The following is a 13,076-nucleotide window of genomic DNA, read 5'->3' on the forward strand; positions in this document are numbered from 1 at the left end:
CTAGGAGTCTACCAGCCTCACCCGCGGCGGAAGTTGGGCGGGGCCCACACTAGAGGGCGCGCCCCTTCCAACGCTTTCCCGGCAGGAGGGCCCGGAGGTAGGCGGGGAGGAGGAGGAGGGGGGCCAGGGGGGCGAGGAGGCCGGGCCAGAGGGGCCCCCCTAGGGCCTTTTGCACCCAAGTCCTTTCCAAAACGCCCAAAAGGCCCAGGTCCAGCCGGCCACAAAGCCAGGGAAGGGTGTAAAGGGCCAGGTGGTAGAAGGCCGAGCCCAGGAGGACCAGGGGATTATGCAGGTGGATCTCCAGGAAGTTCTTGCCAAACCCCTCCACCACCTCCCCGTAGCCCCGGTACATGCGGGTGCGGAAAAGGGGGTGGCCTAGGGCCAGGCGGTAGCGCCGCACCCGCTTGGCCAGGGCCACGTCCTCCAGCACCTCCCCCCGCACGGCCTGGTGCCCCCCCATGGCCAAGTAGGCCTCCCGGCGGAAGGCCAACACCTGGCCATTGGCCACCCGCAGTTCCTCCAGGAAAGGGTGGGGTAGGAAGGAGAAAAGCCCCCCCATGACGAAGGGCACCGTGGCCCCCACCAGGGGGTTTTCCCCCACCTCCTGCCGGGGGAGGGCGGAGAGGAGGTCTTGGCCTTCCAGGGCCTCCAGGAGGCCGCCCAAGGCCCCTTCCTCCCAAAGGACGTCGGCGTCGGTGAAGATCAGGACCTCCCCCCGGGCGGCCTGGGCCAGCTGCCAGCAGGCCCAGTTCTTTCCCGTCCACCCTGGGGGAAGGGGCTGGCCCCGCAGGAGGCGGAAGCCGGGGTGTCCCCCGCCCAGGGCCTCGGCCACCTGGGGGGTACCGTCCTCCGAGGCGTCGTCCAGGACCAGGACCTCCAGGGCTCCCTGGCGCAGGAGGGCGGGGAGGGTTTGGGAAAGGTTGGCCGCCTCGTTCCGGGCCGGCACCAGGAGGGAGGCCGTGGGGCGGGAAGGGGTGGGGGCGGGTCGGAGACGGGGGAAGCGGAGGAGGTTATAGAGGAGGGCCAGGAGGCGGAGGAGGAGGAAGAGGAAGACCCCAAAGAAGAAGTCCCCGCTCATAGCCGCTTCAAGGCCGCCACCAGGGGCCTGACCCGCTCCTCCAGGCTCCGCCGCCCCTTAAGGACCTCCTGGAAACCCTCGGGCACCTCCCGGGGATGGGTGGCCCTCAGGAGGGCGTCTAGGGCCTCCAGGAGGCCGCCCATGGCCCCTGGCAGGTCCCCTTCCGGGGGAAGGGGCTCCCCCACCCAGAGGAAGGCCTCGGGGTGCTCAAAGCCCCGCACCGCCACCCGTAGGGCCACGGGGAGGAGGGGTACCCCCGCTTTTGCCGCCAGCCAGGCCGCCCCCGGGCGCAAGGGGCCCAAAGGGCCCGGGTAGCGCATCTCCCCCTCGGGGAAAAGGGCCACCCACTCCCCCCGGCCAAGCCGCCTTAGGGCCTCCCGTACCCGCGTGGCCTCGAGGGCCCCCGCCAGGGCGAGCACGGGAAAGGCCTTTAGGTTCTCCCCCGCCACCAAAAGGCTCGTGGGCCTCCCCGCAAAGCGGCCCAAAAACCAGACCAGGTGGCCGTCAAAGAAGCTGTGGTGGTTCAGGGCCAGGACCAGGGGCCCTTCCGGCACCCTTCCCCGGAGGTAGACCCCCCGGAGGCTCCCCTTGAGGCTCAAGAGGAGCATCCCTTGCACCAGGAAGCGCAGGAAGCGCCCCAGGGGGCGGTCGGGGGAAAGCCTCATCGCAGGCGCCTCAGGGCCTCAGGATGCCACGCCAGGAGGAGGCCCTGCACCACGGCCAGGTTGGTAAAGAGGAAGAAGACCATCTCCTCTAGGGGCAAGCCCAAGGCCTTCAGCCCCAGGGTGTAGGCCGGGGAGATCCACCAGATCCCTTCCCGGGTAATGGCCCAGAAATCGGCGAACCATAGGTAAAAGGTGGGGAGGAAAACCCCTAGAAGGAAAGGCCCCCGCCAGGCCCAAAGGAGGTCCCCGCCGAAGGCCCATTGCAGAACGAAGACGGGGGCGAAGTAGGCCAGGATGAGGCCCAGGTAGAGGTAGGGCCCCCCCAAGGCCAAGAGCATCACCCCCAAGGCGGCCAGGAGGAGCCACACCCCGCCCCCCACCACCCGGGAAAGCCCCGGCCCAGGCGGGGGCGGGCTTCCGGCCAGGCGCAGGAGGAGGGCCCCGGTGAGGAGGGGCTGGAGGAGGAAGAAGAGGTACTCCTCAAAGGGGACGTAGCCGATGCGGAAGAGGACCCGCCCCTCGGGGTAGCCCCACACCCCCCGCCAGACCAGGTAGTTGTCCCAGGGGGTGGTGTAGAGGAGGGCGATGAGGGGCATGAGGAGGTAGGCCCAAAGCCGTGGGGGCCGGGGCCGGGCTCCAAGGAGGAGGAGGAGCAAGGGGGGAAGGAGGAAGACCAGGTGGAACTCCAGGTAGGTCATGCGCCCTCCAGGACGGCCCAAAGCCCCCCCTGGGGCCTCAGGGTGACCCCGGCGTGCACCCGGGGTTCGGGCAAGGGGGGAAGCCGGAAGCGGCGGAAGAAGGCCATGAGGGCCACGGGGCCTTCCAGAAGGGCGAAGTCCCGCCCTAGGCAGAGCCTCTGGCCCAGGCCGAAGGGGAAGTAGCGCCCCGAGGGGGTTCCCCTTTCCCCCAGGAAGCGTTCGGGACGGAAGGCCTCCCCCTCGGGGAAGTGCAGGCGGTGGGTCACGTAGGGGGAGAGGACCACCGTGCTCCCCCGGGGGACCTCCTCCTTGCCCAGGTCCAGGGGGGCCTCGGCCTTGCGGGTGAGGATCCACGCCGGGGGGTAGAGCCGGAGGGCCTCCTGGAAAGCGGCCAGGGCGTGGGAGGGGCTTTGGGCCACGGCCTCCTGCCACTCGGGCCTGTGGGAGAGGAGGTAGAGGCTCCAGGTGAGGGCGCTGGCCGTGGTCTCGTGCCCGGCCACCAGGAGGGTCTTGGCCTCGGCCAGGGCCCGCTCCCGGGGCAGGGCGTTCAAGGGGGGCTCCTGAAGGAGGGGAAGGGCCTCTTGCTCCAAGGCCTTCTTGTCCCGGTGAAACCGCCGCTCCGCCAGGAGGTCCAGGCGGGAGAAGGGGTGTTGCATGCGGGTGAGGATCCGCTCCAAAGCGGAGAGGGCCAGCCCGGCGATGCGCTCGGGTAGGGGTTTTCCCCAAAGGGCCCGCCCCAAAAAGCGCAAGGAGAGGTGGAGCATCTCCTGGTCCAGATCCCGCCTTTCCCCGGGACGCCAGGGGGCGAAGAAGGCCTCGGCCTCCTCCTGCAAAAGGGGGCGGTATCCGGCCACGGCGCGGGGCAGGAAGGGGTCTTTGAGGGCCTTGCGGGCCTTCCGGTAGTCGGGCCCCCAGTCGGTGAGGAGGCCTTTGCCCGTGAGGCGGGCAAGCTCTTGGTACTGAAAGGTGGCCTTGGCGTCCGGGCCCAGGAGAACCCGCTCCACCCCCTCCGGATCAAAGACCAGGAAAAGGGGCATCCCTGGTAGGGGGAGGCGGAGCCTGGGGTGGGCCCGTCCCCAGGCCAGGAGGGCGGCTAGGGGGTCTTCCCGCAGGCGGCGCAGGTCGGGGAGGGCCCGCTTTAGGTCCAGGGTAGCGGTCATGGGTATAAGGATACTAGCGGCCCACCAGGGGGCAGTACCCCCCTTGGGCCAGGGGGAGGAAGCCCAGGATTTCGCCCCGGACTGGGCTCGGGGAGGGGAAGGGGGTGGAAAGCCTAGGGCGGAAGGCCACTCGGGGGGTGGGTGCGCGGAACATGGCCCCAGGCTAGCCTGGCCCCATTCCAGAGGGTGTGGCCCCGCCTACCCTCGGAGGAGACCCTGGGCCAGGGCCAGGTAGCGGCGCCTTGCCCTTTCCAGGTCCACCACGGGGTTCAGGGGGGTGTAGGAGGGGTACTCGGGGGCCCAGCGGGCCAGCCACTCCCCCTGGGGGTCGTGCCGCTTGCCCTGTTCTACCAGGTTGAAGACGCGGAAGTAAGGGGCCGCATCCACCCCCAGCCCCCCCGCCCATTGCCAGCCCTGGAGGTTTTGCGGCGTGTCCCCGTCCAGGAGGAGTTCCTTGAAGTGGGCCTCGGCCTTCCGCCAGGGGAGGAGGAGGTACTTCACGGCGAACTGGGCCACGCACATCCGCGCCCGGTTGGAGAGGAAGCCCGTGGCCCAGAGCTCCCGCATGGCCGCGTCCACCAGGGGCACCCCCGTCTTGCCCAGGAGCCAGGCCTGGAAAAGCTCCTCGTCCTCGTTCCAAGGAAGGGCCTCGAGGCGGGGGTCCAGGGGTTTTTCCCTTAGCCAAGGGAAGTGGTAGAGGAGGTGGTAGGAGAAGTCCCGCCAGAGGAGCTCGGCCACCCACTTCCTGGCTCCTTCCCCCCCGGCCTGCAGGGCGGGCCAGGCGGCCTGGCGGGGGGAGAGGACCCCCAGGGTGAAGTAGGGGGAGAGCCTCGAGCCTCCCTGCCCATCCAGGCGGTCCCGCCTTGCGGCGTAGGGGCCAAGCCCTTCCTGGAGAAAACGCCGGAGGCGCTCCAGGGCCGCTTCCTCCCCGGGAGGGGGCAAGGGGATGCCCGCCTCCTCCCGGGGGATTTCCCCCTCCTCGGGGGCGGGGGGGAGGCTTTCCGGCGGGGGGAGGGGAGGGTCTACCCCCTGGAAGTTCCGGCTGAAGGGGGTATAGACCCGGTAGGCCCGGGGCAGGTCCGGGGGGATGAGGTGGGGGGCGGGGAGGAGGTGGAGGGGCACGGGAAGGGCCTCCTGCACCCGTTCGTCCCGGTGGCGGCCATAGGGGGTGTAGGCCTTGAGGGCGTAGACCCCCCGGGCCCGCAGGGCCCGGGCCGCCTCGGGCACCTTCTCCCAGGGCAGCCCCTCCAGGACCCAAAGGGCCCCGCCCCGTTTTCGGTAGGCTTCCCTTAGGGCCCGGACGTTTTCCAGGAACCAGGCCCGCCGCCTGGGGGTGGTCCTCAGGTTGTTGGGGTCCAGGACCACCAGGCCCACCAGGGGGCCTTGGCGTAGGGCCTTAAGAAGGGCCGGGTGGTCGCCTAGGCGCAGGTCGGCCCGGTGCCAGACCAGGAACATGGGAGGCAGGCTATGCGCCTCGGGCCTAGGTTTCCGTAGCCGGGAACCCGTTTCGGGAAAGCCGCAGGGCCTCGGGCAGGAGCCTGAGCCTTTCCCAGGGCTTGAGGTGGGCCCGCCTCCGCAGGTTGTCGTAGCCGGATAGGCGGAGCTTATCCAGGATGCCTTGGTACTGCAGGGCGGCCAAGGCGATGGCCGCCTGGCCCACCTTCAGCTCCTTGAGGCCGGCAAGCCCCTCCCGGTAGAACCGGCGGGCCAGGGCCTCCAGGTGCCCCATGAGGGCCCGGTAACCGGGTCCGGTCCGGCCCAGGCGTAACTCCTCCAGGCTCACCCCGAAGCGTTCCAGGAGATCCTGGGGCAGGTAGACCCGGTCCTGGGCCAGGTCCTCCCCCACGTCCCGCAGGATGTTGGTGAGCTGCATGGCCTGGCCCAGACGCACCGCCTTTTCCTCCACCTCCGGGCCCCCGCCGGCGATGGGGGCCATCATCCGCCCCACGGTGCCCGCCACCTGGTAGCAGTAGGTGAGGAGTTCGGCTTCCGTCCCGAGGCGCACCGGCCCCAGGTCCCGCAGGAAGCCCTCGTACATGTGGCGGAAGGCCTCTTGGGGGATGGGCCAGCGGGCAAGGGCCCAGGCCAGCCCCCTTTCCCAGGCCGTCTGGGGCCTGCCCCCGTAGGCCCGCTCCACCCCCTGCCACCAGGCCTCCAGGGCCTCCCGGCCAGCCCCGGGCCCGTCCACCGCCTCGTCCCCCAGGCGGCAGGCGGCGTAGACCGCCCAGGCCCCCTTGCGCTCCTCCTTGGGGAAGAGGAGGCTCCCCAGATAGAAGGTGGCGGAATGGGCTCGCACAATACCCGCCAGGGCTTTCCAATCGGGTTCCATATGCCTTCTAGTTTCAGGATACCACCTGGGAGGGACTTTTGTCCTGCCCACACTTGGGTAAGACCTGTACTAATACTTGACAAAACTTGTTCAACCCCCTAGACTGGGGGCATGACCCGGCCAGGGGTGTACACCATCGCCGAGGTAGAGGCCATGACCGGCCTCTCCGCCGAGGTCCTCCGGCAATGGGAGCGGCGCTACGGTTTTCCCCGCCCTGAGCGTACCCCCGGGGGACACCGCCTCTACCGGGAGGAGGAGGTGGAGGCCTTACGCCAGATCCGCCGCTGGCTGGAGGAGGGGGCAACCCCCCAGGCGGCCATCCGCCGCTACCTGGCCCAGGAAACCCATCCCCAGGACCTTTCCCAGGAGCTCAAGGCCGCCCTCCTCGAGGCCGACCTCCCCCGGGCCGAGGCCCTCTTCCGCCGGGGGCTTAGGCTCTTGGGCCCGGAAGGGGCGGCCCAGGGGCTCGTGGTCCGGGTTCTGCGGGAGGTGGGGGAAGGCTGGCACCAGGGGGAGGTGAGCGTAGCCCAGGAGCATCTGGCCACCCAGTTCCTGCGGGCCCGCCTGCACGAGCTTCTGGACCTGGTGGGCTACCCTCGTGGGGCCCCCATCCTGGTCACCACCCCCCCGGGGGAGCGGCACGAGCTCGGGGCCATGCTGGCCGCCTACCACCTGCGCCGCCGCGGTTTCCCTGCCCTGTACCTGGGCCCCGACACCCCCTTGCCTGACCTGCGGGCCCTAGCCGCCAAGCTGGAGGCCAGGGGGGCCGTCCTCTCCGTCCTCCTTAGGGAAAACCTCCAGGCCCTGCCTGCTGGGGCCCTGCAGGACCTGGCTCCCCGGGTCTTCCTGGGCGGTCCCGGGGCCAGCCTCGAGGAGGCCAGGCGCCTGGGGGCGGTGTACGTGGAACGGTTGGAGGATCTGCCCAAGGCATTGGAGGAGGCAGCATGAAAAGGATTGCCCGCAAGGAAGTGGTCTATCTGGCTGGGGACCGGGCCGACACCCTCTACCGCCTGGAGTCCGGGCTGGTGCGCATCGTGGAACTCCTCCCCGACGGCCGCACCCTCACCCTGCGCCACGTCCTCCCCGGGGACTTCTTCGGGGAGGAGGCCCTGGAGGGGCGGCGCTACCGCTACGCCGCCGAGGCCATGACCGAGGTGGTGGTGCGGGGGTTTGAGCCCAAGGCCATGACCCATGAGGAGCTGCACCAGGTGGCCAGGAACCTGGCCCGGCAGATGCGCCGGGTGCAGGCCTACGAGACCCACCTGCAGACGGGGGAACTCCGGGCCCGCATCGCCCGCTACCTCCTCTTCCTGGCGGACACCCCGGCTTCCTTCCGCGACGCCAAGGGCCTTTACGTGACCGCCTCCCACGAGGAGATCGCCGACGCCACCGCCTCCACCCGGGAGTCGGTCTCCAAGCTCCTTTCCGACCTGCGCCGGGAGGGCCTTATCGCCACCGCCTACCGCAAGGTCTACCTCCTGGACCTGAAGGCGTTGGAGCGGGAGGCGGAAGGGGTCTTGGAAGCCGCCTAGCATGCGGGTCTTGGTGGTGGGGGGAACAGGGTTTGTGGGGCGGCACCTGGTCCGCCGCCTCCTCCAGGGGGGGCATACCCCCCTGGTCCTGGCCCGCTCCCCCAGGGACCTTCCCCCCGGGGCGGTCTTCCTTCCCGGGGACATCACCCGGGAAGCCCCGGACCTAAGGGGGGTGGAGGCCGCCATCTACCTGGCGGGGATCATCCGGGAACGGGGGCAGACCTTCCAACAGGTCCACGTGGAGGGGGTGAGGAACCTTCTCATGGGGATGCGCCGGGCAGGGGTGGACCGCCTCCTGCACATGTCCGCCCTGGGGGCCCGGCGGGGGACGGGAAGCCGCTACTACGAGACCAAGGCCCAAGGGGAGGAGCTGGTGCGGGAAAGCGGGGTTTCCTGGACCATTTTCCGCCCGAGCCTCATTTTTGGCCCTGGGGACGAGTTCTTTGGCGGGGTCCTTCGGGGCCTGGTCTGCCAGCCCTTGCCCTTTGTTCCCCTCATTGGGGATGGCTCCTTCCCCTTCCGGCCCGTGTACGTGGGGGACGTGGCCGAGGCCTTCGCTGGGGCCCTGGAACGCGGGGTGATGGGGACCTGGGACCTGGTGGGGCCCAGGGAGTACACCTTCCGCGAGCTCCTGGAGCGCACCATGGAGGTCCTGGGCCGGAGGAAGCCCTTTCTCCCCATCCCCTTGGGCCTCATGGACCGCCTGGTCCCCCTCCTCGGCCTCCTACCCTTCGCCCCCATCACCCAGGACCAGTACCGGATGCTCAAGGAGGGGAACACCGCCCCTTTCCCCGAAGGGCTAAGGGACCTCCTCCCGAGCCCCAAGGCCCTGGAGGAGGTCCTGCCCAGCTACCTCAGGTGCTAGGGACCTCTTGGGCCTGGGGCCGGGCCTCGTTCTCCAGGCGGCAGACGGGGCGTAGGCGCAGGCCCAAGGCGGTGCCCAGGAGGGCGAAGACCCCCCAGAGGGGCCCGTGGAGGCTAAAGGAGGCCGTGCCCCCCAGGTAGGCCCCGATGTTGCACCCCCCGGCCAGCCTGGCCCCGTATCCCATGAGCACCCCGCCCAGGAAGACCCCCAGGTGGGTGGTCCAGGGGATCTGCCTTAGGTCCTTGAAGCGCAAGGCCCCTCCCAGGGCGGCCCCCAGGAAGGCTCCCAGGAAGAGGCCGAAGTTGGTGACGCTGGTGGCGTCCTTAAGTACACTCTCCTGGAGTTTTTCCGCAAAGGGCGGGTTGTGGAAAAGGGCCCAGTCCAGCACGGGAACCCCCAGGGCCTCGGCCAGCTTCCCTCCCCAGAGGGCGAAGGCCGCCGTTACCCCCCAGGGCCGGCCCAGGAGGAGGAGGATGAGGAGGCTGCCCAGGGCCAGGACCACCGCGCCCCCCGCCAGGCTCCAGGGGCCGAAGAGGGGGTGGGTGGCCTCTCTGCGCAGGAGGGGTTCCACCTGGCCCCGGCGCTTTCTTTCCACCCAGGAGACGCCCAGGTAGAGGGCGGCCAAGAGGGCAAGCCAGAGGAGGAGGCCCAGGGTGGGGGAGGGGAACCAGGTGAGGGCGCTTCCCGGGGCCCAGGCCGGCAGGGCCTGCCAGAAGGGGAGGTGGTAGACCCCAAGAAGGGAGCCCACCATGAAGCCCAAAAGGACCAAGACCCCCCGGGTGTCCCCGCTGCCCGTGTGGTAAAGGGTGCCGGAGGCGCACCCGTCCCCCAGTTGCATCCCGATGCCGAAGAGGAAGGCCCCCACGGCCAGGGCCACCCCCAGGGGCACCACGAAGCCCTGGATGGGGGTTCCGAAGGCCTCCCCTTGGGCCAGGAAGGGGAAGAAGAGCAGGCTGGCCAGGGCGAAGAGGAGGAAGTGGGCCCGCATGAGGCGGCTTTCCCCGGTGAGGAGGAAGCGGCGGAAGCCCGAGGCAAAGCCGAACTTGGCGTGGAAGAGGGCCATGCCCAGGAGGACCGCCACCCAGAAGGCGAAAACAAGCCGGGGGCCGGAAGCCTGGTAAACCGCCAGGGAAAGCCCTCCCCCCAGGAGGAAGAAGGCCAGGAGGGGGAGGGGTTGGGGACGCGCCGTCCGCTCCATGCCCCTTATGGTACCTATGAGTCCATAAAAGTCAAGGGTATAGGCCGCCAAAACCCAGGGCCCCGGGGGTACCCCCAGGGCCTCGAGGCCCACCCAGGGCTAGAAGGCGAAGTCCTCCAGGTACCAGCGCTCGGTCTTCTTGTGCTCCTCCTTGGGGTCCATCTTCTCCGCGTGGGCCAGCATCACGATAAGCTTCCTTCCCGGGGCGATCTCCACGTCCGTGGCTTCCCCGGTTTTCAGCTTGCGGCTAAACTCCACCATCCACTTTTCCCCCTCGTAGGTGGCCATGGCGGCGAGGATGGAGTTCTTACCCCCTTCCTTGTCGTCGGTTACCGGGGCACCCGTGCGCTTGGTCTGGTACATGTCCAAGGCCACCAGCTTGCCGCCCTCCATGTAAAAGAGGTACTGGTCCCCTCCCTTCTTCTTGTCGCTTTTCTCCGCCAGGAAGCCGATTCCGATCCAGCCCTTGCTTTGGCCCTCGAGGGCCAGATACAGGGTGTCCCCCACCACGCTCCAGTACAGGGTGATCCCGCTTTTCTCGTGCTTGTAGCTCTTGGCGTACTCCCCGCCCGCGATCTTCCCGTCCACCTTGGGCGCCTGCGCCAAAGCCGCACCCAGAACCAGAACCCAAAGCCAGGCTAAGCTCCGCTTCATCCTCGCACCTCCCTTAGTCCCTTATGGTTATCCCTACCACGAAGGCCACGGCGCCCACGTGGGTGTGGGCCAAAGCCGCCAGTACGGGGCGGCTCCCTTCAAAGGCCTCCAAGAAGCCTTTGAGGCTCCAGAGGCTTACCTCCGCGTCCTGGGCGTTCCAGAGGAGGTGGTAGTAGGCTCCCAGGACACCCGTAACCACGCTCAGGAGCATCCAGGCCAGGAAGGGGTAGCGCACCCACCTACCCCGGTGGAAGAACATGAGGAGGGTGAGGGGAAAGCCCACCAGGGAAACGTAGAAGGGGATCCTGCTCTGCCAGCTTTCCGTCCAGTGATCCAAGACCCAGTGCTCCATGCCGTAGAAGGCAAAGCCCACCAGGGCGATGAGGAGGAAGACCGAGCGAAGGAACTCCAGAAGCCTTTCCTCCTCGGTCTGGGCTTTGATGAGGGCCTCGATCATGCGCCACCTCCTACCTGGCCCGGTACAGGGCGAGGAGCCCCGTCACCCCCATATGGGTGAAGGCTAGGGCCGCCAATACTGGGCGGCTTCCCGCCATGGCCTCCATGGCCGCCTCAAACTCCCAGGCCACCTCCCCCTCAAAGTTCCAAAGCAGGTGGAAGTAGGCCCCCAGGACCCCCGTCAGCACCGAGGCCCACATGGTGAGGATGAAGGCCCAGCGCACCCAGGGCGTCTTGCGGTCAAAGAGCACCCAAAGGGTGAAGACGAAGCCAGGAACGGCCACCAAGAAGGGGATCTTGCTCTGCCAGCTCTCCGTCCAGTGGTCCAGGAGCAGGAGCTCCACCGGGTACATCACCCAGCCCACCAGGCAAAGGAGGAGCATCACCAGCCGAATAAACTCCAGGGCCCACTGGGTGGGGTTTTGCGCGCTTCTAAAGGCGGGTATCACCTCTCACCTCCTTACCCCTGCCAAGACCATAACACAGGTATCCGGGGAGGTTTGTCCCCCCTTAGGCATCGCCCTGCGCAAGGGCTGGCTCAGGGGCTAAGGGCAGGGGTAAGCCAGGTCTGCGCCCCCAAGGGAAGGCCCTGCTCCTTGCCCTTGGCCTCCACCATGATGTCCGCCGGGCCCGGAAGGGCCCTTAGAAGCTCCCCCCAGTCCGCTTCCGTCACCCGGAAGGCGTGGGCCCCGGGGCGTTTTCCTGGGTCTTGGCTTGCCAGGTGGACCTTGGGGCGGCCCTTCCAGGTGGGGAAGGCCGCCCTCAGGGCCTCGGATAGGGAAAGCCGCCCCGGGTTTAGGGCGTGGTGCAGGGTATCCACCACCGCCCTCACCCCTAGGGCCTCCGCCGCCTTCAAGACCTCCTCCACCCCCCAAAGCCGCTCGTCGTTTTCCAGGGCCAGGTAGCGGAGAACCTCCCTTTCCCCCCGGAGGTTTTCCACAAAGCGCCTGAGCGCTCCCTCCCGCCCCCCATACACCCCGCCCAGGTGGAGGACCAGCACCCCGTCCTCTGCCCCCAGGAGGGAGAGGGCCCGGGCGGAGTAGCGGAGTTCAGCCAGGGAGCGCGCCACCACCTGGGGGTCTGGGCTTCCTGGGTTCACGTAGGGCCCTGGGTGGAAGGAAAGCCGCTGCCCCCTTTCCCGGGCCAGGCGGCCCAGCCGCCCTAGCTCCTCTCCGTGGGCCCTTTCCCAGTCGTAGGGAAAGGCGGGATGGGAGGCAAAGGGGATGAGGTGCTGGCCGATGCGGAAAAGGCGGAAGCCTGCCTTGGCGTTCCAGCGAAGGATGCGCTCCAGGTCCTCGAGGTTCTCCGCCACCTTGGCCCGGACCCTTTCCTCGCTGAGGGAGGCCAAGCGCAAGGTGTGGTTGGTGCTGGCCCCTAGGGTGAGGTTTTCGCAGGGGTAGCCCAGACGGATCACCGGCGCACCTCAGCCTCCAGGTAGACCTCCACCTCGTCCCGCACCTCCAGGAAGAGGAAGCGGGGTCTTTCCAGGTTCCAATCGGAAAACCGGGTGCGAAACCCCCCGCGGAAGCGGTAGCCGCTGGGTTGGTCCAGAAGCTCCCCCTCCACCCGCACCCGCCGCCTCAGGCCCGCCATCTCCAGCTCACCTTCCAGAAGGAACCGGCCTCCCTCCAGGCGGGCTCGCTGGGGGTAGAAGCAGGCCTGGGGAAACTCCTTGGCCCTAAGGATCTCCAGGGCCTTCTTGTCCCGCTCCCCGTTCCCCGAGTCCCAGGCGCGTTGCTCCAGGCATACCCGCCCGGAAGCCCTTTCCCCGTCCCACACCACCTCCCCCCGGGGGGTGGGGTTTCGCCCCTCCCAGCTGCCCAAAGGGTAGGAGCCCCGGTAGCGGGCCTCCCCCTCCACCCGGTAGGGGGCCTGGGCCAGGGCCAGGAAGGGAAGGAGGAAGGCAAGGAGCCACCTCATGGCCTAAACCGCCACCTCTCCCCCAAGGTGGCGTAGTCGCGAAAGCCCAGGAAGAGGATGGGCCGTTCCTTGGCCTCCCTAAAGCCTTCGGCGTGGACCACCTCCCCCAGGAAGAGGGCGTGGTCCCCGTCCGTGGGCCACTCCGTCACCGATAGTTCGTAGACCGCCAGGGCTTTTTCCGGCACCTGGGTATGGGAAAGCCTCCGTGCCGGGCGCAAGGCCACGCCCAACCTTTGCGCCTTGTCCGCTTTCCTTCCCGAGAGGTAGCCCGCCCGCACCACCCAGGCCCGCTCCTCCCAAGGCAGAAAGCAGAGGGCGGCCTCCCCCAGTTCCCGCAGGAGGCTTAGGCTGTGGTTCTGGCGGTCCATGGCGAAGAGGAAGCGGAAGGGCGTCTTGGAAACCGGGGTCCACCAGGCCAGGGGCATGAAGTTGCGCCCCACGGCCAAAAGGGCCAGGCGCATGGGGTAGAAGAAGGCCCGGTAGGCGGTTTGGGGTTGGCCCTTAGGGGCTTGTGCGGCCAT

At 68.8% G+C, this 13,076-nt stretch carries 17 protein-coding genes; 3 read left to right on the forward strand and 14 right to left on the reverse strand.

The window, feature by feature from the left end:
* Window positions 1-49 precede the first annotated feature (49 nt).
* From TCCBUS3UF1_RS04965 to TCCBUS3UF1_RS04990, 7 genes are read right to left on the reverse strand one after another with little or no spacing between them, the layout of a single operon-like run.
* Window positions 50-1,078, reverse strand: coding sequence for a glycosyltransferase family 2 protein (locus TCCBUS3UF1_RS04965; protein WP_014515414.1), 1,029 nt, complete (start codon window positions 1,076-1,078; stop codon window positions 50-52).
* Complete coding sequence (locus tag TCCBUS3UF1_RS04970; RefSeq protein WP_014515415.1) at window positions 1,075-1,743, reverse strand: 1-acyl-sn-glycerol-3-phosphate acyltransferase; 669 nt, start codon at window positions 1,741-1,743, stop codon at window positions 1,075-1,077. The genes TCCBUS3UF1_RS04965 and TCCBUS3UF1_RS04970 overlap by 4 nt, the downstream gene beginning before the upstream one ends.
* A complete protein-coding gene (locus tag TCCBUS3UF1_RS04975) occupies window positions 1,740-2,441 on the reverse strand; it encodes a lycopene cyclase domain-containing protein (protein WP_014515416.1) in 702 nt (233 codons plus the stop codon). The genes TCCBUS3UF1_RS04970 and TCCBUS3UF1_RS04975 overlap by 4 nt, the downstream gene beginning before the upstream one ends.
* A complete protein-coding gene (locus TCCBUS3UF1_RS04980) occupies window positions 2,438-3,601 on the reverse strand; it encodes a cytochrome P450 (RefSeq protein WP_014515417.1) in 1,164 nt (387 codons plus the stop codon). The genes TCCBUS3UF1_RS04975 and TCCBUS3UF1_RS04980 overlap by 4 nt, the downstream gene beginning before the upstream one ends.
* 13 nt (window positions 3,602-3,614) lie before the next feature.
* Entirely contained in the window at window positions 3,615-3,755 is a 141-nt protein-coding gene (locus tag TCCBUS3UF1_RS11785; protein WP_155983266.1) for a hypothetical protein, read from the reverse strand.
* 44 nt (window positions 3,756-3,799) lie between these two features.
* A complete protein-coding gene (locus TCCBUS3UF1_RS04985; protein WP_014515419.1) occupies window positions 3,800-5,056 on the reverse strand; it encodes a deoxyribodipyrimidine photo-lyase in 1,257 nt (418 codons plus the stop codon).
* Window positions 5,057-5,081: 25 nt separating this feature from the next.
* Window positions 5,082-5,930 carry a phytoene/squalene synthase family protein gene (locus TCCBUS3UF1_RS04990; RefSeq protein ID WP_014515420.1) on the reverse strand — a complete coding sequence of 283 codons (849 nt, stop codon included), beginning with the start codon at window positions 5,928-5,930 and terminating at the stop codon, window positions 5,082-5,084.
* 111 nt (window positions 5,931-6,041) lie between these two features.
* Here TCCBUS3UF1_RS04990 and TCCBUS3UF1_RS04995 point away from each other — a divergent pair, with 111 nt between their 5' ends.
* From TCCBUS3UF1_RS04995 to TCCBUS3UF1_RS05005, 3 genes are read left to right on the forward strand one after another with little or no spacing between them, the layout of a single operon-like run.
* On the forward strand, window positions 6,042-6,878 hold the full coding sequence (locus tag TCCBUS3UF1_RS04995) for a MerR family transcriptional regulator (RefSeq protein WP_014515421.1): 837 nt from the start codon (window positions 6,042-6,044) through the stop codon (window positions 6,876-6,878).
* Window positions 6,875-7,462, forward strand: a complete 588-nt coding sequence (locus TCCBUS3UF1_RS05000; protein ID WP_014515422.1) for a helix-turn-helix domain-containing protein — start codon at window positions 6,875-6,877, stop codon at window positions 7,460-7,462. The genes TCCBUS3UF1_RS04995 and TCCBUS3UF1_RS05000 overlap by 4 nt, the downstream gene beginning before the upstream one ends.
* A 1-nt stretch (window position 7,463) precedes the next feature.
* Window positions 7,464-8,327, forward strand: coding sequence for a complex I NDUFA9 subunit family protein (locus tag TCCBUS3UF1_RS05005; protein WP_014515423.1), 864 nt, complete (start codon window positions 7,464-7,466; stop codon window positions 8,325-8,327).
* Here TCCBUS3UF1_RS05005 and TCCBUS3UF1_RS05010 read toward each other — a convergent pair.
* From TCCBUS3UF1_RS05010 to TCCBUS3UF1_RS05040, 7 genes are all read right to left on the reverse strand, one after another.
* On the reverse strand, window positions 8,317-9,525 hold the full coding sequence (locus TCCBUS3UF1_RS05010; RefSeq protein WP_041433973.1) for a YeeE/YedE family protein: 1,209 nt from the start codon (window positions 9,523-9,525) through the stop codon (window positions 8,317-8,319). The genes TCCBUS3UF1_RS05005 and TCCBUS3UF1_RS05010 overlap by 11 nt on opposite strands.
* Before the next feature lie 99 nt (window positions 9,526-9,624).
* Window positions 9,625-10,179, reverse strand: a complete 555-nt coding sequence (locus TCCBUS3UF1_RS05015) for a DOMON domain-containing protein (RefSeq protein WP_014515425.1) — start codon at window positions 10,177-10,179, stop codon at window positions 9,625-9,627.
* A gap of 13 nt (window positions 10,180-10,192) precedes the next feature.
* On the reverse strand, window positions 10,193-10,636 hold the full coding sequence (locus TCCBUS3UF1_RS05020) for a hypothetical protein (protein ID WP_014515426.1): 444 nt from the start codon (window positions 10,634-10,636) through the stop codon (window positions 10,193-10,195).
* A gap of 10 nt (window positions 10,637-10,646) precedes the next feature.
* On the reverse strand, window positions 10,647-11,084 hold the full coding sequence (locus TCCBUS3UF1_RS05025) for a hypothetical protein (RefSeq protein WP_014515427.1): 438 nt from the start codon (window positions 11,082-11,084) through the stop codon (window positions 10,647-10,649).
* An 89-nt stretch (window positions 11,085-11,173) separates the two neighbouring features.
* Window positions 11,174-12,049: a UV DNA damage repair endonuclease UvsE gene (uvsE, locus tag TCCBUS3UF1_RS05030; protein ID WP_014515428.1), complete on the reverse strand. Its 876-nt coding sequence runs from the start codon at window positions 12,047-12,049 to the stop codon at window positions 11,174-11,176.
* Window positions 12,046-12,555 (reverse strand): YceI family protein, encoded by a 510-nt coding sequence (locus TCCBUS3UF1_RS05035; protein WP_014515429.1) that lies wholly within the window; start codon window positions 12,553-12,555, stop codon window positions 12,046-12,048. The genes uvsE and TCCBUS3UF1_RS05035 overlap by 4 nt, the downstream gene beginning before the upstream one ends.
* Window positions 12,552-13,076, reverse strand: a complete 525-nt coding sequence (locus TCCBUS3UF1_RS05040; protein ID WP_014515430.1) for a flavin reductase family protein — start codon at window positions 13,074-13,076, stop codon at window positions 12,552-12,554. Before TCCBUS3UF1_RS05040 ends, TCCBUS3UF1_RS05035 begins: the two co-directional genes overlap by 4 nt.

The sequence above is a fragment of the Thermus sp. CCB_US3_UF1 genome, from assembly GCF_000236585.1.
Classification (GTDB): Bacteria; Deinococcota; Deinococci; order Deinococcales; family Thermaceae; genus Thermus.

What these genes read in the sequence shown, in the direction of transcription:
- TCCBUS3UF1_RS04965 (WP_014515414.1), bottom strand. Translation starts at nt 1,078, where the DNA reads ATGAGCGGGGACTTCTTCTTTGGGGTCTTCCTCTTCCTCCTCCTCCGC.
- TCCBUS3UF1_RS04970 (WP_014515415.1), bottom strand. Translation starts at nt 1,743, where the DNA reads ATGAGGCTTTCCCCCGACCGCCCCCTGGGGCGCTTCCTGCGCTTCCTG.
- TCCBUS3UF1_RS04975 (WP_014515416.1), bottom strand. Translation starts at nt 2,441, where the DNA reads ATGACCTACCTGGAGTTCCACCTGGTCTTCCTCCTTCCCCCCTTGCTC.
- TCCBUS3UF1_RS04980 (WP_014515417.1), bottom strand. Translation starts at nt 3,601, where the DNA reads ATGACCGCTACCCTGGACCTAAAGCGGGCCCTCCCCGACCTGCGCCGC.
- TCCBUS3UF1_RS11785 (WP_155983266.1), bottom strand. Translation starts at nt 3,755, where the DNA reads ATGTTCCGCGCACCCACCCCCCGAGTGGCCTTCCGCCCTAGGCTTTCC.
- TCCBUS3UF1_RS04985 (WP_014515419.1), bottom strand. Translation starts at nt 5,056, where the DNA reads ATGTTCCTGGTCTGGCACCGGGCCGACCTGCGCCTAGGCGACCACCCG.
- TCCBUS3UF1_RS04990 (WP_014515420.1), bottom strand. Translation starts at nt 5,930, where the DNA reads ATGGAACCCGATTGGAAAGCCCTGGCGGGTATTGTGCGAGCCCATTCC.
- TCCBUS3UF1_RS04995 (WP_014515421.1), top strand. Translation starts at nt 6,042, where the DNA reads ATGACCCGGCCAGGGGTGTACACCATCGCCGAGGTAGAGGCCATGACC.
- TCCBUS3UF1_RS05000 (WP_014515422.1), top strand. Translation starts at nt 6,875, where the DNA reads ATGAAAAGGATTGCCCGCAAGGAAGTGGTCTATCTGGCTGGGGACCGG.
- TCCBUS3UF1_RS05005 (WP_014515423.1), top strand. Translation starts at nt 7,464, where the DNA reads ATGCGGGTCTTGGTGGTGGGGGGAACAGGGTTTGTGGGGCGGCACCTG.
- TCCBUS3UF1_RS05010 (WP_041433973.1), bottom strand. Translation starts at nt 9,525, where the DNA reads ATGGAGCGGACGGCGCGTCCCCAACCCCTCCCCCTCCTGGCCTTCTTC.
- TCCBUS3UF1_RS05015 (WP_014515425.1), bottom strand. Translation starts at nt 10,179, where the DNA reads ATGAAGCGGAGCTTAGCCTGGCTTTGGGTTCTGGTTCTGGGTGCGGCT.
- TCCBUS3UF1_RS05020 (WP_014515426.1), bottom strand. Translation starts at nt 10,636, where the DNA reads ATGATCGAGGCCCTCATCAAAGCCCAGACCGAGGAGGAAAGGCTTCTG.
- TCCBUS3UF1_RS05035 (WP_014515429.1), bottom strand. Translation starts at nt 12,555, where the DNA reads ATGAGGTGGCTCCTTGCCTTCCTCCTTCCCTTCCTGGCCCTGGCCCAG.
- TCCBUS3UF1_RS05040 (WP_014515430.1), bottom strand. Translation starts at nt 13,076, where the DNA reads ATGGCCGCACAAGCCCCTAAGGGCCAACCCCAAACCGCCTACCGGGCC.